This is a genomic window from Rhizobium sp. P32RR-XVIII (assembly GCF_012641395.1).
Taxonomy (GTDB): Bacteria; Pseudomonadota; Alphaproteobacteria; order Rhizobiales; family Rhizobiaceae; genus Rhizobium.
Window position 1 is genome coordinate 697,523 of the sequence record NZ_JABAIH010000001.1, and the last position, 18,716, is coordinate 716,238.

Genomic DNA, 18,716 nt, shown 5'->3' on the forward strand with positions numbered 1-18,716 from the left:
GGGCTGCGCATGAACGATGCAGCTTGGCGCCTTCGGGCCCCCGAAACATGACGTTGTACGACTAAGCTCTTTGTTGAACAGCACCAAATTTCAGGCAGCCTCTTCGGCTGCCTTTTTTGGTTCAGCCTGCCAGCACCCGCTGAGACGGGAATGTGATTTCCACCAGCGTACCTTCGTTGGGCGCCGAATTGATCGAGAAAGTCGCCCGGTTCGCATCGACCATCGCCTTGGTCAGCGGCAGGCCGAGACCGGTACCGTCGCCTCGGTGGCGCGCGTGGGCAGAAACTTGCCGGAACGGCTTCATTGCCTGGTCGAGTTCGCTCCGCGTCATGCCGATGCCGGTGTCGCGGACACGCAGCACGACGCTTCCGTTTGGTTCATATGACGTGGAGACAACAATCTGGCCGCCCGGTGGTGTAAAGCGGATTGCGTTGGAGAGGATGTTAAGCGCGATCTGCTTGATGGAGCGGAGATCGGCAACGACGTTCGGAACCGACTGCGATAGCGCCGTGCGGATGATGACGCGTTGACCGTTCGCCTGCGGTTGCACCAGCGCCACGGCTTCGGAAATGGCGTCGTTGAGACCGACGGCCGCGAAATCAAGGTCCATCTCGCCGGCCTCGATCTTTGAGATATCGAGAAGATCGTTGACGATATCGAGCACATGGCGGCCCGAGCGGCCGATGTCGTTGGCGTATTCGATGTAGCGCGGATGACCGATTGGCCCGAAGCGCTCGCTCGCCATCATGTCCGAGAAGCCGATGATGGCGTTGAGCGGCGTACGGATCTCATGGCTGATGCGCGCCAGGAAGTCCGTCTTATGGGCGTTTGCCGTTTCAGCGGCACCCTTGGCGCTGCGAAGCTCTTCCTCGGTCCGCTTCCACTGGGTGATATCGCGGATCACGGCGCAATAGCCATTGGAAGAGGTAAGCCGGCCCATGGTCATGAACAGCGGCACGAACCCGCCGGACGCCTCGCGGCCGATCACTTCCCGCCCGTCGTTCAGAACGCTCGCGACGCCATGGCCGGAGAGGCCGTGCAGATAGTCGAGCACCGCCTTCTGGCTCTCATGCGCAAAGAGCATCACGAATGGCTTGCCGCGCGTTTCTTCTTCATCAAAGTTGAAAAGCGCGCTTGCCGAGCGGTTCATCGAGCGGATGTGGCCCTCGGCGCCGATGACGACAACCCCGTCGGTCGCCGTTTCCAGGATCGAACGAAGCTCCTCCACTTCGATCTGCAACTTGGCGACCTTCTCGACCATCCGGTTCTCTGAGCGGGTTTCCGCGGGCACTTCTACGCTCCGCATCGGAGTCGCGTCGCTTGCTTCGACCGGCATCAGCGCGAGCATCAGCGCGCTGGATTCTTCCCAGCGGATCGATTGCAGCCGGGCTGTTACCGGCACGAGAGTATCGTCGGCGGTAACAAGCATCATCGTGCCCGGGCGCCCTTCCAGGTCGCGGCGCTGAAGCAGGGCGTCGATCCCGCCGACGTCGCTCAACTCGGCGAGCGAAGCATAACCGGTCAGGCGCATGAATTCGGGATTGGCATGGAGCAGCGCATCGCCGGCGTGGATCAGCACGGCAAGCGGCAACTGATCGACCGTGTCGGCCGATAGCCCGCCCGTCATCTTCACGCGCGGCGGAATGGCGCTGCTCAGCACCTGCATAGGGCTGAAGGTCTCGTGCAGGCCTTCGGTGGCGTCGTCGTCATTCTGTTCGGACGATTCGGCAGGCCGGTCCGCCGCTTTTGGGGCTCCGGCAGGTTCGTCGCTCGGCGCGCTGGCGCTTTCGAAGATTGTCTCCTCCGGCGCAGCTTCGCCTGCAGGCTCTTCCGGTTCGTTCTGAGCCGGCGCCTCCTCGTTGCGAACGCCGAAGGCTTCGAGGCGCTTTGCGATCTCGCGGAAGTTTGCCTGTTCGGCGACGCTGAGGCTCGGGCCTGCGCCATGGATCTGAACGATCTTATCCGTCAGCCGGCGGCTCGGCGTCTGTACCATTCGCAGGACCGGCGGCCCTTCAACAGGCACGGGTTCAGCCGCCTTCTGCGGCTCCGGCGTGCCTTCCGAAGCATCGGACGCAGGTTGTGCCTCCGATGCCGCCGGGGCAACTTGTTCCGCAGCCGCTTCCGGCAATTGATCAGGGCTGGCCACATCGTGGTCCAGGGTATCCGGGCCGAGCGCGAGGCCGAGTGCCAGCGGATCCTCGGTCGCGTCGGAAAGCCGCACAACGCCGAAACCCCGGAAGCCGTCGAATTCCCGGGCACGCGTATAAGTCGGCAGCGCCGCGAGGTCGACAGGAACGATCAGGCTCGTTCCCTCGACGGGCCAGTGGATCGTCTTGCCGGACCAGGTGTCCCGGCGCTCAAGCGCCTCGGTGATCTTGCCTTCGGGATCGAGATTGAAGAGCGCCGCAATGTCGCTGAAGGCAACGCCGATAATATTTGCCGCATGCGGACCAACGGCAGCGGCGAATTCGGCGGATACTTCGCTGAAGTGCCCGTCAGCGTTGATCTTCCAGACGAAACGCGTGGCACGGCTGTTGGGCCTGAATGTAAAGCCCTCCGCCGCCGGCGGGGCGGCAATCTCATCTGTTCCGGAAGGCTTGGAAGCCGGCTGCTCCGCGATCTCGCGCCCTGGGTTCTCTCCGGCAGGCTCAGGCTGCTCGACGCCCAAAGGCTGCGTTCCAGTTTCCGGTTCCGCGCTGTTGATAGCCGCGTGCCCAGCATCATCGGTGAGCACGTTTTCCGGTTCGGCAAAGATAAGTTCATCCTGTTCGGCGCCATCGGCTACCGGCTCGTTTCCAGCTTCGGCGGCAGGTCCGATTTCCTCGTTTTCGGCCACGTTCTCCAGCGTTTCTTCCACATCCTCGATACGCGCGACCGCATCGAGCGCCTGGTGGAATTTTTCGCTCCCCGGGTTCCCGGTATGGTTAACGGTGGCTGTGGATAACGCTTCCTCTTGTGCCGGCGTCTCGATCGGATCGAGATGGCCGATTACGGTTTCGACGGCGAACAGTAGGTTGAGGGCCGGTTCATCGCTGAGCTTGCCGATGGCAGCCGGTAGGTAGCCCTTGCCGGTGGCGACGGGCCGCTTAACAAGCCGGTCGGGATGGGCGCCTGCCAGGCGCGTCAGCATCTTTGCCGTCTGCCCGGTGATGCCAAGCGATGCATAACCGGGCGAAGAGGCAATGACTTCGCCTTCCGCGCCGATAACGGCCATATGAGTATCGGGGTCGTCGAGCCCCTGAAGCATCTGCACTGCGGCTTGCGCGGCAGGAAGAGGCCTTGAGGAAACAGGCACCGAGAAGAGAATGGCTCGTTCGCCGGAGGAAAGGCCGATCAGCTCGGCCGTTGCCTTGGCTGGGACACGCTGGAAGCCCTTGGCGATCCGGATCATGAGGTCCCGGCTGTCGCCAACCGTGGCGAGCTGGCGTGCCGTCGTCTCCAGCTGCCGAAAGGTGATATCCGCGCGGTTTACGCCCTGATCGAGAAGGTCGTAGACTGCCGTCTGGCCGAAGAGTTCCGCGCCGGCGCCGTTCGCCCAGAGCAGGCGGGAAAGATCTGCCGAAAAAAGGGCGATCGCTTCGCCGCGCGCAAAGCGTTCCCGCACCCGCTGATGCACGGCAATGTCGATGAACGGGTACTGGACTGCGGGCATGTCGGAACCGGTCCCTCGGCCTCTTTAAATTAACGCTCTATTAATAACGACGCGCCGGAAACCGGTCCAGCTTGGCGCCTGGCTTTCGGGTGAAAAGGTTAATGCGTTGTGCGACGCACAATTATGTTGCAACGCACAATAAACTCCTCTATATGAGATTTATCGAAACTACCGGGCAACTATCTCCGGGACCCAAGGAGTTTAATGCAGATGGCTACCATAAAGACCAACGAGGTTTTTTCAATGTCGTCCTTCGACCCGACGAAATTCGCCGAATCCTTCCGTGATTTCGCTGAAAAGGGCGCCGAGCAGTCGCGCGAGGCCTATGCCAAGATGAAGGCTGCAGGCGAAGACGCCGGCAAGACTCTCGAAGCGACCGTTCAGAATGCGCAGGCCGGCACCGTCGAAATCGGCCTGAAGGCGATCGATGCGCTCCGCACGAACGCTGAAAACTCGCTCTCCTACATGGAAGCGCTGCTCGGCGTGAAGTCGGTCGCAGAACTTGTCGAACTCCACACCACTTTCCTACGCAAGCAGGCAGAGGTGACGGTCGAGCAGGCGAAGTCGATGCAGGAAACCTCGAAGCAGGTTGCCGAGAAGGTCACAAAGCCTGCCAAGGAAGCCGCCGACAAGGTCATGGCTTCGTTCAAGGCGGCCTGATCAGCACCGGCTACGATCGAATAAAAGGCTGGACCGTATATCCAGCCTTTTTGTATATTGGGGCAGATAGGGCTTGAATTAATTTCCAAGTCCTCGTATGTGACCCCCGTCGCGCCCGGCGCGACTTGTGCGGTTGTAGCTCAGTTGGTTAGAGCGCAGGTTTGTGGCACCTGAGGTCGGAGGTTCGAGACCCCCCAACCGTACCATTTCTTCTCAAACTCGAGTTCATCGTATCAAGCGTCTGGCTTATCGTTGACCGACACTTGCCCTCTGACCCCTGCCGCCTATCTGCGACCGCAGCGTTAGTAAACTTTCTGTAATGTTGCGTTGCAAAATGTGAGCCGGAGTGCCATTTTGTGCCGGGGGTTACATCAGGGTGCTTTTAAGAAGGAGACTTTAATGTCCATTTCCCTTAAAAATCTGGATGAATCCAAAGCGACCGTTTCCGCAATCAACGTCGCTGCCGAGGTCAGGAAGGCGCGTGAAGCCGTTGGCTACAGCGTCGATGATCTGGCGGAGACTTGCGGCCTCGTCGAAAGTGAGATCATCGACATTGAAAATGGCAAAGATGCCGATCCGGCGAAGCTGAAGCGTATTGCCGCCGCCTTGCAGGTTCCGGTGTCTGCCTTCATTCCCATGTAAGATTGCATTGTGAAGGGACCGAAAAAGCCGGCCGAACAGGCCGGTTTTTTCGTTGGCTTTTCCACGCTCCCGAATTCATGGAACCGGCTTCTTCCTCCATTCGTTCTAAAGTGGACGGGAGAATGAGAATGTCGAGAGAGCTTCTTTACGGTGCAACGAAGGTGGAAGAGACCGAAGGCGGCAAGGCGGCGCTTGAAAGCCTTGAGCAGTTCCGGTGGCGGAACCGTGTCATGGTCATCTTCGCCGACAAAGACAACAGCCGCGCCGCCCGCCAGGAGAACCAGCTGCTCGCCGATCGCCCCGGCTTGGAGGAGCGGCACATGGTCGTTCTCAAGATCTCCGGCAGTTCGATCAAGCCTGTCTTCGGTGCAGGCGAAAACCTGGACGAACAAACGATCCGAAAGGAGCTCGACGTCCCCGAGAGCGGCGAGTTCGGAGCTGTCTTGATAGGCAAGGACGGAACCGTCAAGCTCAAGGTGAGCGAGCCGGTGAGCAACGTTGAGCTCTTCGCCATCATCGACAGCATGCCCATCCGGGCAGCGGATTCCCTAACGCCCGACATCTAAGTAGAAGACGGAAGGAGCAGGATATGTCCGTTCCCAACGAACCTATCCCCGATCAGCCGCCGATGCCCTTACCGGGCTGGAAGCCGATACCACCGATCAAGGAGCCGGAACCCGACCGGCTGCCGGACGAGGCGCCCAATCCCAATCCGGACGAAAACGAAGAGCCAGCCAAGCAGGCCTGCTGATCAAAGAAATGTCTGCCGCTCGACGCTCACCAGTTCCTGCAGGAAGTCGGCAACGGTGCGCACGCGCACCAGATCGCGGGCGCTCTCGTGATACGTCGTCCAGTAGGCGCGTTTGATGGAAACAGTGGGCAAGATCCGAACCAGTTCGTCATATTGCCGGGCGATATAGTCATGCAGGATGCCGATGCCGGCTCCGGATCGCACCGCTTCGGTCTGCCCGATCGCCGTCGATATCTCGAAGGACGCATCCCAGCTGCGCATCACCACGCCGGAGAAATTGAGCGAAGGCGTGAAAATCAGATCCTCGACATAGCCGATCCGGGGATGAGCTTTCAGGCCGTCGACATCCAAGGGATCGCCGTTGGTAGCAAGATAGCCGCGCGATGCGTAAAGGCCGAGCGTATAGTCGGTGAGTTTCGACGAAACGAGACGGCCCTGTTCCGGCCGCTCCAAGGTGATCGCGATATCGGCTTCGCGCTGCGAGAGCGAGAATGAGCGGGGCACCGGCACCAGCTGGATGCGAAGCTCCGGATGCCGCTTGATAAGCTTGCCGAGACGCGGCGCGAGAAAGGAGACGCCGAAGCCGTCGGGCGCGCCGATGCGGACCGTGCCGGCAATCGTGCTGTCCAGGCGTCCGATACCCGCCTGCGCCCGCAGCATCTCCGTTTCCATGCGCTCGGCGGCGTGCAGAAAGACCTCGCCTTCGGCCGTCAGTTCGCAGCCATTGGTCCGCCGGATGAGAAGGCGGCTCTTCAGCCGCTCTTCGAGCGTGGTCATGCGGCGGCTGAGCGTCGCGTGGTTTACGCCCAGTCGCTTCGAGGCGCCTAGAATCTGCCCGGTGCGCGCGACGGCGAGAAACATACGCACATCATCCCAGTCCAAAGCACACCTTTGACTTTAATTTTTGCACAACGGTTGCTTATCCGAACTCATTGATTTGTGCAAATTGAAGTGCGATTGTGCGCCATCTGAAGGAATAAAAGAGGAGGCACATCCATGCGTGAGATCGGTCATTTCATTGGCGGCAAGCATGTCGCGGGCAAAAGCGGCCGCAGCAGCAACGTCTTCAATCCGGCCACCGGCGAAGTCCAGGCGACCCTTGCACTGGCCGGCGTCGAGGAAATTCGTGCGGCCGTCGCCAATGCCAGGGAAGTGCAGCCGAAATGGGCAGCGACCAATCCGCAGCGCCGCGCCCGCGTCTTCTTCAGGTTCGTGGAACTGCTCAACAAGCACATGGACGAGCTCGCCACTCTGCTTTCGAGCGAACACGGCAAGACGGTCGAAGATTCCAAGGGCGATCTCGTCCGTGGTCTCGAAGTCTGCGAGTTCGTCTGCGGCATTCCGCATCTGCAGAAGGGTGAATTCACCGAGGGGGCAGGCCCGGCGATCGACATGTATTCGATGCGTCAGCCGGTCGGCATCGGTGCCGGCATTACGCCGTTCAACTTCCCGGCGATGATCCCGATGTGGATGTTTGCGCCGGCGATCGCCTGCGGCAATGCTTTCATCCTCAAGCCTTCGGAGCGCGATCCGTCCGTTCCGCTGCGTCTTGCCGAACTGATGATCGAAGCCGGGCTTCCGGCAGGCATCCTGAACGTCGTCAACGGTGACAAGGCTGCCGTCGACGCAATCCTGACCGATCCGGATATCGGCGCCGTCACCTTCGTCGGTTCCACGCCGATCGCACGTTACGTCTACGGTACGGCGGCAATGAACGGCAAGCGTGCCCAATGCTTCGGCGGCGCGAAGAACCACATGATCATCATGCCAGACGCCGACATGGATCAGGCCGTCAACGCGCTGATGGGTGCCGGTTACGGCTCGGCCGGCGAACGCTGCATGGCGATTTCCGTTGCCGTTCCGGTCGGTGAGGAAACCGCAAACCGTCTCGTCGACGCGCTGACGCCGAAGATCGAGTCGCTGCGTATCGGGCCTTACACCGATGAAAAGGCAGACATGGGTCCGCTCGTCACCAAGGAAGCCTATGCGCGCGTCAACGGCCTGATCGATCGCGGCGTCGAGCAGGGGGCCAAGCTCGTCGTCGATGGCCGCGGCTTCAAGCTGCAGGGTTATGAAGACGGCTATTTCGTCGGCGGCTCGCTGTTCGACCACGTCACGCCGGATATGGATATCTACAAGACGGAAATCTTCGGGCCGGTGCTCTCCGTCGTCCGCGCCCATAACTATGAAGAAGCCCTCTCGCTGCCGATGAAGCACGAATACGGAAACGGCGTCGCGATCTACACCCGCGACGGCGATGCTGCCCGTGACTTTGCCGCGCGCATCAATATCGGGATGGTCGGCATCAACGTTCCGATTCCGGTTCCGCTCGCCTACCACTCCTTCGGCGGCTGGAAAGCCTCCAGCTTCGGCGATCTCAATCAGCACGGGATGGACTCGATCAAGTTCTGGACCAGAACCAAGACGGTTACCGCCCGCTGGCCGTCGGGCATCAAGGACGGCGCCGAATTTGTCATGCCGACGATGAAATGATGCGGCTCTGAGAGCACACCAGGAAACGGGCCCTTGCGGCCCGTTTCGCTTTTGTGCCGCGGCCCGCGCAAACGTGAATGTAAATTTCATATTTTGGAATTGTTCAAAACTATCAAAGCCACTATATAGGCTCCAGCCCCCACACGATTCAGGAGATCGGCATGCGTTTGACGAAGCAGACCAACTATGCGGTTCGCATGTTGATGTATTGCGCTGCCAATGAAGGACACTTGAGCCGGATTCCTGAAATTGCCAAGGCTTACGGGGTTTCCGAGCTCTTTCTGTTCAAGATTCTGCAGCCGCTCACCAAAGCGGGCCTGGTGGAAACCGTTCGCGGCCGCAACGGCGGCGTCCGCCTCGGCAAGCCGGCGGCAGACATCAGCCTTTTTGACGTCGTCAAAGTCACCGAGGACAGCTTTGCGATGGCCGAATGCTTCGAAGACGGCGCGGTTGAATGTCCTCTGGTCGATAGCTGCGGTTTGAACTCGGCACTGCGCAAGGCCCTCAACGCCTTTTTCGATGTGCTGACCGAGTATTCGATCGATGACCTCGTGAAGGCGCGTCCGCAGATCAACTTCCTTCTCGGCCTTACAGGCGACCAGGACTATCGCAGGCCCGCCATCAGCGCTCCGGCAGCCTGACACGTCATAGTCGAGTATCCTAATGATCGCAGCTACGCCCAGTAGCTGCGATTTTTGTTTTTTGAGGCGGCTTTTTCGACGCGCAAAGCTCTCTGCCGTTACGCTAAATGTGTGAAATCGTACCAAATATGACAAAAATGAGCGCGTTTCATGTCGTTTATTTCCAATTAAGTCCTATTTTTGACCGAAAATTTCTAAAGTTGTCCAACTGGGAAAATTTCCTTCGAATACCGTTGCTTTCAGTAGATAAATGTCGTTCCATCGGTGCCGCTGACCGGAAGGCTGCTCTCCGGTCTAGAAAGTCAAAAGAACAAAGCTGGGAAAACACCATTATGAAAAAGTTCTCCGTCCTGCTGGCAGCGACGGCCTTGGCTTCGGTCATGGCAACGTCCGCCTGGTCAAAAACCCTTGTCTATTGCTCTGAAGGTTCGCCGGAAGGCTTCGATCCGGGCCTGTACACCGCCGGCACGACATTCGATGCGACGTCGCGCACCATCTATAGCCGCCTGGTCGAATTCAAGCACGGCAGCACCGAGGTCGAGCCGGGTCTTGCCGAGAGCTGGACCGTTTCCGACGACGGCACGGTCTATACCTTCAAGCTGCGTCCGGGCGTCAAGTTCCAGACGACCGACTTCTTCACGCCGACGCGTGACCTCAATGCCGACGATATCGTTTTCTCCTTTGAGCGCCAGCTGAAGGCCGACAATCCGTGGCACACCTATGTCGCAGGCGGCTCCTACGAATATGCGGCCGGCATGGGCTTCCCGGACCTCATCAAGTCGGTCGAGAAGGTTGACGACCTGACGGTCAAGTTCACGCTCAACCATCCGGAAGCGCCCTTCATCGCCGACCTCGCGATGGACTTCGCCTCCGTCCTCTCCAAGGAATACGCCGATAAGCTGCAGGCCGACGGCAAGATGGAGCAGATGAACCAGCAGCCGCTCGGCACCGGCCCCTTCACCTTCGTCGCCTACCAGCCGGATGCCGTCATCCGCTACAAGGCCAACGACACCTACTTCAAGGGCAAGGAAAAGATCGACGATCTCGTTTTCGCGATCACTTCGGACGCATCGGTGCGCGCGCAGAAGCTGAAGGCTGGCGAATGCCACATCATGCCTTACCCGAACGCTGCCGACATCAAGGATCTCAAGGCCGATTCCAACCTCAAGGTTCTGGAACAGCCGGGCCTGAACGTCGCCTACCTCGCCTATAACACGCTCGTTGCACCCTTCGACAAGGCGGAAGTCCGCAGGGCGCTCAACATGGCGGTCAACAAGCAGGCGATCGTCGACGCGGTCTTCCAGGGCTCGGCCCAGGTTGCCAAGAACCCGATCCCGCCGACGATGTGGTCCTATAACGACGCCGTCAAGGACGACGAATACAATCCGGACGAAGCCAAGAAGATGCTCGAGGCCGCTGGCGTCAAGGATCTCAGCATGAAGATCTGGGCGATGCCTGTCTCCCGTCCCTACATGCTGAACGCGCGCCGCGCCGCCGAACTGATGCAGGCTGACCTCGCCAAAGCCGGCGTCAAGGCCGAGATCGTCACCCATGAGTGGGCCGAATACCTGAAGCTCTCCTCCGCCAAGGAGCGTGACGGTGCCGTCATTCTCGGCTGGACCGGCGACAATGGCGACCCGGACAACTTCATGGACACGCTTCTCGGCTGCAGTGCAGTCGGTGGTAACAACCGTGCTCAGTGGTGCAACAAGGAATACGACGACCTGATGACGAAGGCCAAGCAGACGGCCGACGTCGCAGAGCGTACGAAACTCTATGAGCAGGCTCAGGTAATCTTCAAGAAGGAAGCTCCTTGGGCAACGCTCGACCACTCGACCGAATTCGTCCCGATGAGCGCCAAGGTTTCCGGCTTCGTGCAGGATCCGGTCGGTGTTCACCGCTTCGACGGCGTTGATATCGCCGAATAACGAAAAATAGTGCAAAATGCCCGGAATACCGGGCTCTCCGGCGGTCGGGCGATATCCTGGCCGCCGGTAATTGTTGGACCATCTGTCATGCTGCGATTTCTCATTGGGCGCCTTGCCGTCCTGATCCCGACATTTCTCGGCGTTTCGCTTATTGCCTTCTCGTTCATCCGTCTGCTTCCCGGCGATCCCGTCATGCTGATGTCGGGTGAACGCGTGATGGCGCCAGAGCGTCATGCCCAGATCATGCACAATCTCGGTTTCGACCGGCCCATGTATATCCAGTACTTCGATTATGTCGGTAAGGTGCTGCATGGCGACCTCGGGACCTCGATCGTCACGAAGCGTCCGGTCCTCGGCGAATTTGGTGCGCTGTTCCCCGCTACGCTCGAGCTTTCGCTCTGTGCCATTATTCTCGCGATCTGTCTTGGCGTGCCGGCCGGCGTCTTCGCCGCCGTCAAGCGCGGCACATGGTTCGACCAAAGCGTGATGGGCGTCGCCCTCGTCGGCTATTCGATGCCGATCTTCTGGTGGGGCCTGCTGCTCATCATCTTCTTCTCCGGCTATCTCGGCTGGACGCCCGTTTCGGGCCGTATCTCGCTGATGTACTTCTTCAAGCCGGTCACTGGCTTCATGCTGATCGACAGCCTTCTTTCCGGTCAGGCGGGTGCTTTCCGCTCGGCGGTAAGCTATCTCATTCTGCCAACGATCGTGCTCGCCACCATCCCGCTAGCCGTCATCGCCCGCCAGACGCGCTCGGCGATGCTCGAAGTGCTTGGCGAAGATTACGTTCGCACGGCCCGTTCCAAGGGCCTGAAGCCGCTGCGCGTCGTCGGCGTGCATGCTCTGCGCAACGCCATGATCCCGGTCGTCACCACGATCGGCCTGCAGGTCGGCGTGCTGCTCGCAGGCGCGATCCTGACGGAGACGATTTTCTCCTGGCCTGGCATCGGCAAATGGATGGTCGACGCGGTGTTCAAGCGCGACTATGCCGTCGTCCAAGGTGGTCTTCTGCTGATTGCCGGCATCATCATGCTGGTCAATCTGATCGTCGACATCACTTATGGCTTCATCAACCCACGCATTCGGCACTAGGAGCGGTTCATGAGCACGGTCACGACCAAAACCGTCCAGCCATCCGCCCTTGCGGAATTCTGGTACTACTTCTCGCGAAACAAGGGGGCTGTCATCGGCCTCGCTGTCTTCGTCGTCATTCTTGTGCTGGCAATCTTTGCTCCCTTCGTTGCGCCGCATGCGCCGAATGAGCAGAACCGTCAGATGCTGCTGCTGGCGCCGTTCTGGTCGGAAAGCGGCAGCGCGTCCTTCCCCCTCGGAACGGATGCCGTCGGCCGCGACATTCTCTCGCGTCTGATCTACGGCGCGCGCTTCTCGCTCTTCATCGGCGTCGTCGTCGTGACGCTGTCTGTGATCGCGGGCGTACTGATCGGCCTCGTCGCGGGCTATTTCCGCGGCCGCGTCGATATCGTCATCATGCGCCTGATGGATATCATTCTGGCCTTCCCGTCGCTGCTTCTGGCTCTCGTGCTGGTCGCCGTCCTCGGTCCCGGCCTTACCAATGCGATGATCGCGATCTCGATCGTCAACCAGCCGCATTTCGTGCGCCTGACGCGAGCCTCCGTCATGGCGGAGCGCGAGAAGGAATATGTCGTCGCGTCGCGCGTGGCGGGCGCCGGCACCTTGCGTCTGATGTTCAAGACCATCCTGCCGAACTGTCTCGGGCCGCTGATCGTCCAGGCAACGCTCGCCTTCTCGGCGGCGATCCTCGATGCCGCGGCTCTCGGCTTCCTCGGCATGGGTGCACAGCCTCCGACACCCGAATGGGGCACGATGCTCGCCGAAGCGCGCGAGTTCATCCAGCGCGCCTGGTGGGTCGTAACGTTCCCGGGTCTTGCCATCCTCGTCACCGTTCTTGCCATCAATCTGATGGGCGACGGTCTGCGCGATGCGCTCGATCCCAAGCTGAAGAGGTCGTGATGCCGCTTCTCGATATCCAGAATCTGACTGTCGAATTCCAGACGTCTTCCGGTCTGTTCCGCGCCGTGGATGGCGTATCGCTCAACTGCGACAAGGGGGAGATCCTCTCGATCGTCGGCGAATCCGGCTCCGGCAAGTCCGTTGCCATGCTTGCCATGATGGGGCTGCTGCCCTGGACAGCCAAGATCACCGCCGACCGCATGACCTTCGACGGCAAGGAACTCATCGGCCTCTCCGGCCGCCAGCGCCGCAAGATCATCGGCAAGGACATGGCGATGATCTTCCAGGAGCCGATGTCGAGCCTCAACCCGTGCTTTACGGTCGGCTTCCAGCTCGGCGAGACCCTGCGCGTGCACATGGGCATGAACCGCAAGGAACGCCGCGAACGTTCGATCGAACTGCTGAATCTCGTCGGCATCCCTGCTCCGGAAGATCGCCTGTCGAACTTCCCGCACCAGATGTCGGGCGGCATGAGCCAGCGCGTCATGATCGCAATGGCGCTCGCCTGCAATCCGAAGCTTTTGATCGCCGACGAGCCAACGACTGCGCTTGACGTGACGATCCAGGCGCAGATCCTCGACCTGCTCGTTCGCCTGCAACGCGAGCAGGGCATGGCTCTCGTGCTGATCACCCACGATATGGGTGTGGTGGCCGAGACCGCCGAGCGCGTTCAGGTGCAGTATGCCGGTCAGAAGGTGGAGGAACAGCCGGTCAAGGAACTCTTCCGCGACCCGCATCACCCCTATACTGCGGCATTGCTTTCCGCTCTGCCGGAGCGCGCCGCCGTCGGGCAGCACCTGCCGTCGATTGCCGGTGTGGTACCGGGCCAGCATGACCGCCCGAGCGGCTGTCTGTTCGCGCCACGCTGCGGTTTTGCCACGGTCGAATGCGAGCGCGGCGTCGTGCGCCAGGGGCCGGACCTCGGCGTGGCACTTTGTAACTATCCCTTGAAAGACGGCAAGCCGCTCGGTCATCCGGGCGTGATGCCGAAGCAATCCGCTGGAGACCTCGTATGAGCGGAGCCGTTCTCGAGGGCAAGGATCTTGCCCGTTTCTACACCGTCAATCGCGGCATGTTCAAACCTGAAGCGACCGTCAAGGCGCTGAATGGTGTGAGCTTCAGCCTTTATTCCGGCAAGACACTCGCCGTCGTCGGCGAATCCGGTTGCGGCAAGTCGACGCTCGCGCGTCTCGTCACCATGATCGAGGACCCGACGGGCGGCGAATTGTTCATCGATGGCAAGCCTGCACGGATCGGTGACCGAAGCCTGCGCAGCCAGGTTCAGATCGTATTTCAGAACCCTTACGGTTCGCTCAATCCGCGCCAGAAAGTCGGCGCGATTCTTGAGGAGCCGCTGAAGATCAACACCGACCTCGATGCCGCGGCCCGCCGTCGCAGGGCAGAAGAGATGATGGCACGCGTCGGCCTGCGCTCGGAACACTACGGTCGCTATCCGCATATGTTCTCGGGCGGTCAGCGCCAGCGTATCGCCATTGCCCGCGCGCTCATGCTGCGGCCGAAGGTGCTTGTGCTCGACGAGCCCGTGTCCGCCCTCGACCTCTCCATCCAGGCTCAGGTGCTGAACCTTTTGATGGACCTGCAGAAGGAAATGGGCCTTGCCTATCTCTTCATCTCGCATGGTCTTTCGGTCGTTCGCCACATCGCCGACGACGTGATGGTCATGTATCTCGGCCGGCCGGTCGAGACAGGGCCGGCGGCTGAAGTCTTTGCTCACCCGCGTCACCCCTATACGGCCGCCCTTCTTTCCGCGACGCCGATCGCCGATCCCGATCGCGCCAAGAACCGCATCCGTCTGCAGGGCGAGCTTCCGTCGCCGCTGAAGCCGCCGAGCGGCTGCCACTTCAATCCGCGCTGCTGGAAGGCTCAGGACTATTGCCGTCGGGTCGAGCCTCTACTAAGTGGAACAGGCACGCAACAATACGCCTGTCACTTCCCGCTCGACTGAGCGGGCACAGGCGACGACGGAGGATACATGCCGGAACGGACGAACACATCCCATGCAATCATCGTGATGGGTGTCAGCGGCTCCGGCAAATCCTCGATTGGTGAAAAGCTGGCGGAGGCGCTGAACCTCCGCTTCGTCGAAGGTGACGGGCTTCATCCTGCTTCGAACGTCGAGAAGATGTCGAAAGGCATCCCGCTGACCGATGAGGACCGGATGCCGTGGCTCGACGTGATCGGCGAGACCATTAAAGCCGCTCTCGCAAGCGGTGAAGGCATCGTTGTTTCCTGCTCGGCGCTGAAGCGCATCTATCGCGATCGTCTTCGCACCGCCGCCGGCGGCAGCCTCTTCTTCGTTTATCTTGATGGCTCCAGGGAGCTGCTCACGCGGCGGATGGGCGAGCGCAAGGGCCATTTCATGCCGGCGTCGCTGCTAGATAGCCAGCTCCAGACGCTCGAAGTGCCGACCGGCGAGCCCGGCGTCGTGACCGTCGATATCGACGACACGGTCGAAGGCATTGCAGAAGCGGCGCGAAAGAAGCTCGCGCCGCTTGGCATTGCCTGACCAAGGCCTATTGACGGCCTCTTGGAAGTGACCATCTTCGCGTGCTCAGTGGCGGCCGCCACAGAAGCCGCGCCGAGCCGGAGGACCTGCCTTGAGCAAAGCGGAACTTTCAGCGATCTATCGCGATTACATCGCCTGCCTGAATGCGCAGGACTGGCCGCGGCTGGGGCACTTCGTCGGCGACGATGTACGCCACAATGATCGGAGGCTCGGCCTGGCAGGCTATCGGGCGATGCTGGAGCGGGATTTCGAGGAGATCCCGGACCTTCATTTCGACGTCAAGCTGCTGACGGCCGATCCGCCCTTTATCGCCAGCCGGCTTGTTTTCGATTGTAGGCCGAAGGGCGCGTTCCTCGGCCTTCCCGTCAACGGAAAGCGCGTTTCTTTCGCCGAAAATGTCTTCTATCGCTTCGATCGGGAAAAGATCGATGAGGTTTGGTCGGTGATAGACAAGGCGGCGATCGAAGCACAGCTCTGATGAAAGCCGCCATGTCATGTTGTGCCGTTACGGGTTAAAGCGCTGCGGCGAATAGGCGGAAATATCGATGAAGGGCGTTTCGCCGGTAATGAGCTCCGCAAGCACGCGGCCGGTCACCGGTCCGAGCGTCAGGCCGTGATGCGCATGTCCGAAGGCGAACCACAGGCCGTTATGACGCGGCGCCTTGCCGATGATCGGCATCATGTCCGGTGTGCAGGGGCGGGAACCCATCCAAGGCTCCGGGTCCAGACGGCGCCCGAGCGGGAATACGGTGCGCGCCACCTTCTCGGCGCGGTCGAGCTGAACCGGCGTCTTCGGCGCATCGAGCGTGGCGAACTCCGCGCCGGTGGTCAGACGGATGCCGCGGTTCATCGGTGCGAGGAAATAACCGCGCTCGGCATCGAGCGTCCAGTTGTTGAGAACAGCATTGCCTTCTGCCGCATAGTGCATGTGGTAGCCACGCTTGACGCCGAGCGGGAAGGAGTAGCCAAGCCGCTTCGTCGCCACCGCAGCCCAGGGGCCGAGCGCCAGCACGGCATCGTCGGCATCCAGCGATCCCTCGGCCGTGGAGATGCGCCAGCCGGAGCCTACTTGGCCGAGCGAAGCGGCATCGCCGGTAACGAAACGGCCGCCCAGGCTTTCAAAATAGGTGCAGTAGGCGTTCGTCAGTGCATGTGGATCGAGGACAGACCATGGATCGCGCCAGCGCAGGCCGCCCGTAAAATTCTGCGTCAGGTTCGGTTCGATGCGCGCCACATCGGCGGAGCTCAGCTTGTCATAGGTGACGCCGAACTCCTTTTCCCAGAGGGTGGCTTCGGCAATCGCCTCGTCATATTTCTCGGCCGTGCGGAAAACCCGCATCCAGCCATCCTTGCGGATCAGCGCCTCGGCATGCGAGGCCTCGATCAGGTCCTTGTGCTCGGACACGGAGTTTTCGATCAGCGGTGCGTAGGCGCGCGTGATTGCCTCGTGTCGCCGCGCATTGGAGTTCCACCAATAGCGGGCAAGGAAAGCGACCTGACTTGGCAGCGTCTTCAGATGGTAATGCGCGTCGATGCGGTTGTTCAGCGCATAACGCAGCAACATCCCGAACTGCTGGGGGAAACCGTAAGGCACAACACCTTCGCGCTGGATCAAGCCGGCATTTCCGAAAGAGGTCTCGCTCCCCGGAGCCTTGCGGTCGATCAATGTCACCTGCCGTCCGCGCCGTTGCAGATGAATTGCCGCCGAAACACCGATGATGCCGGCACCGAGCACTATTGCATTCTTTGTCATTTTTTCTTGAAGCCCACTTAATTCCAAGGGCCGAAAATGCCCCCTGGATCGCGACCGCGCAATTGAAAAATGCATTTCATTTCAAAATCATTGCCGCTCGGAGTGCCGCATTTTCGGCGCGGATGCGGGCGGTCAGGATGATCGCATTCAGCACCGTGAAGATCCCGGCATAGAAATACATATCGAACGCCAGCGGTAGGGCTGCGATCTCTCCGGCAACGATCGCGTAATTGGGGTGCCGGATGAGGCGATAGGGTCCACTGCGGACAAGCGGCGCGTTCGGAAGAACAATGATACGTGTCGTCCATCGCTCCTTGAGAGTGGCAAGTACCCAGAGACGAAGGACCTGCAGGAGCATGAAGATGCCGAACCAGAAGAAGTTTACCGGCCGGTCGGTGGCAAGCAGCCACAATCCACCGATCCAGCCTGCGTGCAGTGCGACCATATAGGGATAGTGCTCAGCCCCGAACTCCCGCGCGCCTCGCGCAAAGAGCGCGGCGGTGTTGTGCTTGGCAAGAGCAAGCTCGCCCAGCCGCTGAAGCGTCACGAAGGTTAGAAGTGCGACGGAGGCAAGCATCATGCCGTCCTCCGCAGAGTGACGCAGCTGGCCGAAAAGCCCGGTCCCATCGCAATCATCGCTGCGCGGTCCGGCAGACCCGCTTGGATGACGCGTTCCAGCACGAAGAGCACGGTCGGTGAGGACATGTTACCATAGTCGGATAGCACTGAGCGCTCATGATCGAGCGAACCGGGTGAAAGCGCCAGCGCGCTTTCCATCGCTGCCAGCACCCTGGTACCGCCCGGGTGGCAGACAAAGCGGTCGATGTCCCGGCGCGAAAGCCCGTTGCGGGCAAGGATGCCGTCCAAGGCCGGGCCAAGCTCCCTTTCAGCGAAGGGCGGCAGCGATTGCGCAAGCACGATGCCGAAGCCGGTATCGTCGATCTTCCAGCCCATAATGTCGAGCGTGTCCGGAAACAGATGTTCGCCGGTGGATTCCACCGCGGCGATCCCGTCTCCGCCGTTGCGTAGCACGCAGGCCGCAGCGCCGTCGCCGAATAGCGCAGTTGCGATGATGTTCGGCCGCGTCAGCTCGTCCAGCCGGAAGGCGAGGGTGCAGAGTTCGATGGTCACGAAGAGAACGATCTTGCCCGCTCTGGCTTTCGCCTGGCGGACCGCGATGCCGAAGCCGGAGACGCCGGCCGCGCAGCCAAGCCCGAACACGGGCACACGCTCGATATCCGGTCGGAACCCCATCTTCCCAGCAAGTTGCGCGTCGAGGCTCGGCGTCGTGAACCCGGTAGAGGAGATGGTCACGACGCAATCGACATCGCCTGCTTTCAGATCGGCACGCCGCAGTGCCTTTGTCGCCGCTTCAACGAAGAGGCTGCCCGCGACCTCCGCATAGGCGTTCATGCGGTCTGGCCAGCCATGCGGCTCGTCGAACCATGAGAGCGGCCGCGCCGCATGGCGTTTGCTAATGCCTGCATTGTCGAAGACGCCGGCGAGATGCCGAAAGTCCGCGAAGCGGCCAGCAAAGAGGCGGGCGGAAGCCGCGGCAGCTTCCGCCTGCGTGATGACGTGTTCCGGCACCGCAACCGCGAGGCTCAGCAATTTCACCGTATCGCTCACTGCATTCTCCTTGTTGCCCGGCGGCAAAACGGAGAACACTTGGCACGG

18 protein-coding genes and 1 tRNA gene are annotated in these 18,716 nt (G+C 60.7%); 14 read left to right on the forward strand and 5 right to left on the reverse strand.

The window, feature by feature from the left end:
- Positions 1–121: 121 nt before the first annotated feature.
- On the reverse strand, positions 122–3,652 hold the full coding sequence (locus HGP14_RS03550; protein ID WP_168828458.1) for a PAS domain-containing sensor histidine kinase: 3,531 nt from the start codon (positions 3,650–3,652) through the stop codon (positions 122–124).
- Positions 3,653–3,862: 210 nt separating this feature from the next.
- Between HGP14_RS03550 and HGP14_RS03555 the strand changes: the two genes are divergently transcribed.
- The 5 genes from HGP14_RS03555 to HGP14_RS03575 all read left to right on the forward strand — a co-directional run bounded on the left by HGP14_RS03555 (position 3,863) and on the right by HGP14_RS03575 (position 5,705).
- Positions 3,863–4,312, forward strand: coding sequence for a phasin (locus HGP14_RS03555; RefSeq protein WP_168828459.1), 450 nt, complete (start codon positions 3,863–3,865; stop codon positions 4,310–4,312).
- Between the two features lie 129 nt (positions 4,313–4,441).
- Positions 4,442–4,518 (forward strand) — tRNA-His (locus HGP14_RS03560).
- Between the two features lie 193 nt (positions 4,519–4,711).
- Entirely contained in the window at positions 4,712–4,954 is a 243-nt protein-coding gene (locus HGP14_RS03565; protein WP_168828460.1) for a helix-turn-helix domain-containing protein, read from the forward strand.
- A 128-nt stretch (positions 4,955–5,082) separates the two neighbouring features.
- Positions 5,083–5,520, forward strand: a complete 438-nt coding sequence (locus HGP14_RS03570; protein ID WP_168828461.1) for a DUF4174 domain-containing protein — start codon at positions 5,083–5,085, stop codon at positions 5,518–5,520.
- Positions 5,521–5,543: 23 nt separating this feature from the next.
- Positions 5,544–5,705 carry a hypothetical protein gene (locus HGP14_RS03575; protein ID WP_168828462.1) on the forward strand — a complete coding sequence of 54 codons (162 nt, stop codon included), beginning with the start codon at positions 5,544–5,546 and terminating at the stop codon, positions 5,703–5,705.
- On the opposite strand, the gene HGP14_RS03580 is transcribed toward HGP14_RS03575, so the two are convergent.
- Entirely contained in the window at positions 5,706–6,587 is an 882-nt protein-coding gene (locus HGP14_RS03580; protein ID WP_168828463.1) for a LysR family transcriptional regulator, read from the reverse strand. It lies immediately after the preceding gene.
- Between the two features lie 114 nt (positions 6,588–6,701).
- Here HGP14_RS03580 and HGP14_RS03585 point away from each other — a divergent pair, with 114 nt between their 5' ends.
- The 9 genes from HGP14_RS03585 (at position 6,702) to HGP14_RS03625 (ending at position 15,764) form a co-directional block, all read left to right on the forward strand.
- The gene (locus HGP14_RS03585) at positions 6,702–8,198 is read left to right on the forward strand and encodes a CoA-acylating methylmalonate-semialdehyde dehydrogenase (RefSeq protein ID WP_168828464.1); all 1,497 of its coding nucleotides are present in this window, start codon (positions 6,702–6,704) and stop codon (positions 8,196–8,198) included.
- Between the two features lie 161 nt (positions 8,199–8,359).
- A complete protein-coding gene (rirA, locus tag HGP14_RS03590; RefSeq protein WP_168828465.1) occupies positions 8,360–8,839 on the forward strand; it encodes an iron-responsive transcriptional regulator RirA in 480 nt (159 codons plus the stop codon).
- 332 nt (positions 8,840–9,171) lie between these two features.
- Entirely contained in the window at positions 9,172–10,767 is a 1,596-nt protein-coding gene (locus HGP14_RS03595) for an ABC transporter substrate-binding protein (RefSeq protein WP_168828466.1), read from the forward strand.
- Between the two features lie 87 nt (positions 10,768–10,854).
- On the forward strand, positions 10,855–11,859 hold the full coding sequence (locus HGP14_RS03600) for an ABC transporter permease subunit (RefSeq protein WP_168828467.1): 1,005 nt from the start codon (positions 10,855–10,857) through the stop codon (positions 11,857–11,859).
- 9 nt (positions 11,860–11,868) lie between these two features.
- Positions 11,869–12,759, forward strand: a complete 891-nt coding sequence (locus tag HGP14_RS03605; RefSeq protein WP_168828468.1) for an ABC transporter permease subunit — start codon at positions 11,869–11,871, stop codon at positions 12,757–12,759.
- Positions 12,759–13,775 (forward strand): ABC transporter ATP-binding protein, encoded by a 1,017-nt coding sequence (locus HGP14_RS03610; RefSeq protein ID WP_168828469.1) that lies wholly within the window; start codon positions 12,759–12,761, stop codon positions 13,773–13,775. The genes HGP14_RS03605 and HGP14_RS03610 overlap by 1 nt, the downstream gene beginning before the upstream one ends.
- Complete coding sequence (locus HGP14_RS03615; protein ID WP_168828470.1) at positions 13,772–14,725, forward strand: dipeptide ABC transporter ATP-binding protein; 954 nt, start codon at positions 13,772–13,774, stop codon at positions 14,723–14,725. The genes HGP14_RS03610 and HGP14_RS03615 overlap by 4 nt, the downstream gene beginning before the upstream one ends.
- Positions 14,726–14,752: 27 nt before the next feature.
- The gene (locus HGP14_RS03620) at positions 14,753–15,286 is read left to right on the forward strand and encodes a gluconokinase (protein WP_168828471.1); all 534 of its coding nucleotides are present in this window, start codon (positions 14,753–14,755) and stop codon (positions 15,284–15,286) included.
- A gap of 91 nt (positions 15,287–15,377) precedes the next feature.
- Positions 15,378–15,764, forward strand: a complete 387-nt coding sequence (locus tag HGP14_RS03625) for an ester cyclase (RefSeq protein WP_168828472.1) — start codon at positions 15,378–15,380, stop codon at positions 15,762–15,764.
- Between the two features lie 27 nt (positions 15,765–15,791).
- Here the strand turns inward: HGP14_RS03625 and HGP14_RS03630 are convergent, their stop codons facing one another.
- The 3 genes from HGP14_RS03630 to HGP14_RS03640 all read right to left on the reverse strand — a co-directional run bounded on the left by HGP14_RS03630 (position 15,792) and on the right by HGP14_RS03640 (position 18,668).
- Positions 15,792–17,039, reverse strand: coding sequence for an FAD-binding oxidoreductase (locus tag HGP14_RS03630; protein ID WP_168828473.1), 1,248 nt, complete (start codon positions 17,037–17,039; stop codon positions 15,792–15,794).
- 76 nt (positions 17,040–17,115) lie between these two features.
- Positions 17,116–17,619: an isoprenylcysteine carboxyl methyltransferase family protein gene (locus HGP14_RS03635; RefSeq protein WP_168828474.1), complete on the reverse strand. Its 504-nt coding sequence runs from the start codon at positions 17,617–17,619 to the stop codon at positions 17,116–17,118.
- Positions 17,616–18,668: a type III polyketide synthase gene (locus HGP14_RS03640; protein WP_168828475.1), complete on the reverse strand. Its 1,053-nt coding sequence runs from the start codon at positions 18,666–18,668 to the stop codon at positions 17,616–17,618. Before HGP14_RS03640 ends, HGP14_RS03635 begins: the two co-directional genes overlap by 4 nt.
- Between the last annotated feature and the right edge of the window lie 48 nt (positions 18,669–18,716).

Excerpts from the sequence above, each read along its gene's own strand:
- rirA (WP_168828465.1), top strand. The coding sequence starts at position 8,360 with ATGCGTTTGACGAAGCAGACCAACTATGCGGTTCGCATGTTGATGTAT.
- HGP14_RS03635 (WP_168828474.1), bottom strand. The coding sequence starts at position 17,619 with ATGATGCTTGCCTCCGTCGCACTTCTAACCTTCGTGACGCTTCAGCGG.
- HGP14_RS03570 (WP_168828461.1), top strand. The coding sequence starts at position 5,083 with ATGTCGAGAGAGCTTCTTTACGGTGCAACGAAGGTGGAAGAGACCGAA.
- HGP14_RS03620 (WP_168828471.1), top strand. The coding sequence starts at position 14,753 with ATGCCGGAACGGACGAACACATCCCATGCAATCATCGTGATGGGTGTC.
- HGP14_RS03605 (WP_168828468.1), top strand. The coding sequence starts at position 11,869 with ATGAGCACGGTCACGACCAAAACCGTCCAGCCATCCGCCCTTGCGGAA.
- HGP14_RS03630 (WP_168828473.1), bottom strand. The coding sequence starts at position 17,039 with ATGACAAAGAATGCAATAGTGCTCGGTGCCGGCATCATCGGTGTTTCG.
- HGP14_RS03565 (WP_168828460.1), top strand. The coding sequence starts at position 4,712 with ATGTCCATTTCCCTTAAAAATCTGGATGAATCCAAAGCGACCGTTTCC.
- HGP14_RS03595 (WP_168828466.1), top strand. The coding sequence starts at position 9,172 with ATGAAAAAGTTCTCCGTCCTGCTGGCAGCGACGGCCTTGGCTTCGGTC.
- HGP14_RS03550 (WP_168828458.1), bottom strand. The coding sequence starts at position 3,652 with ATGCCCGCAGTCCAGTACCCGTTCATCGACATTGCCGTGCATCAGCGG.
- HGP14_RS03615 (WP_168828470.1), top strand. The coding sequence starts at position 13,772 with ATGAGCGGAGCCGTTCTCGAGGGCAAGGATCTTGCCCGTTTCTACACC.
- HGP14_RS03600 (WP_168828467.1), top strand. The coding sequence starts at position 10,855 with ATGCTGCGATTTCTCATTGGGCGCCTTGCCGTCCTGATCCCGACATTT.
- HGP14_RS03610 (WP_168828469.1), top strand. The coding sequence starts at position 12,759 with ATGCCGCTTCTCGATATCCAGAATCTGACTGTCGAATTCCAGACGTCT.
- HGP14_RS03585 (WP_168828464.1), top strand. The coding sequence starts at position 6,702 with ATGCGTGAGATCGGTCATTTCATTGGCGGCAAGCATGTCGCGGGCAAA.
- HGP14_RS03575 (WP_168828462.1), top strand. The coding sequence starts at position 5,544 with ATGTCCGTTCCCAACGAACCTATCCCCGATCAGCCGCCGATGCCCTTA.
- HGP14_RS03555 (WP_168828459.1), top strand. The coding sequence starts at position 3,863 with ATGGCTACCATAAAGACCAACGAGGTTTTTTCAATGTCGTCCTTCGAC.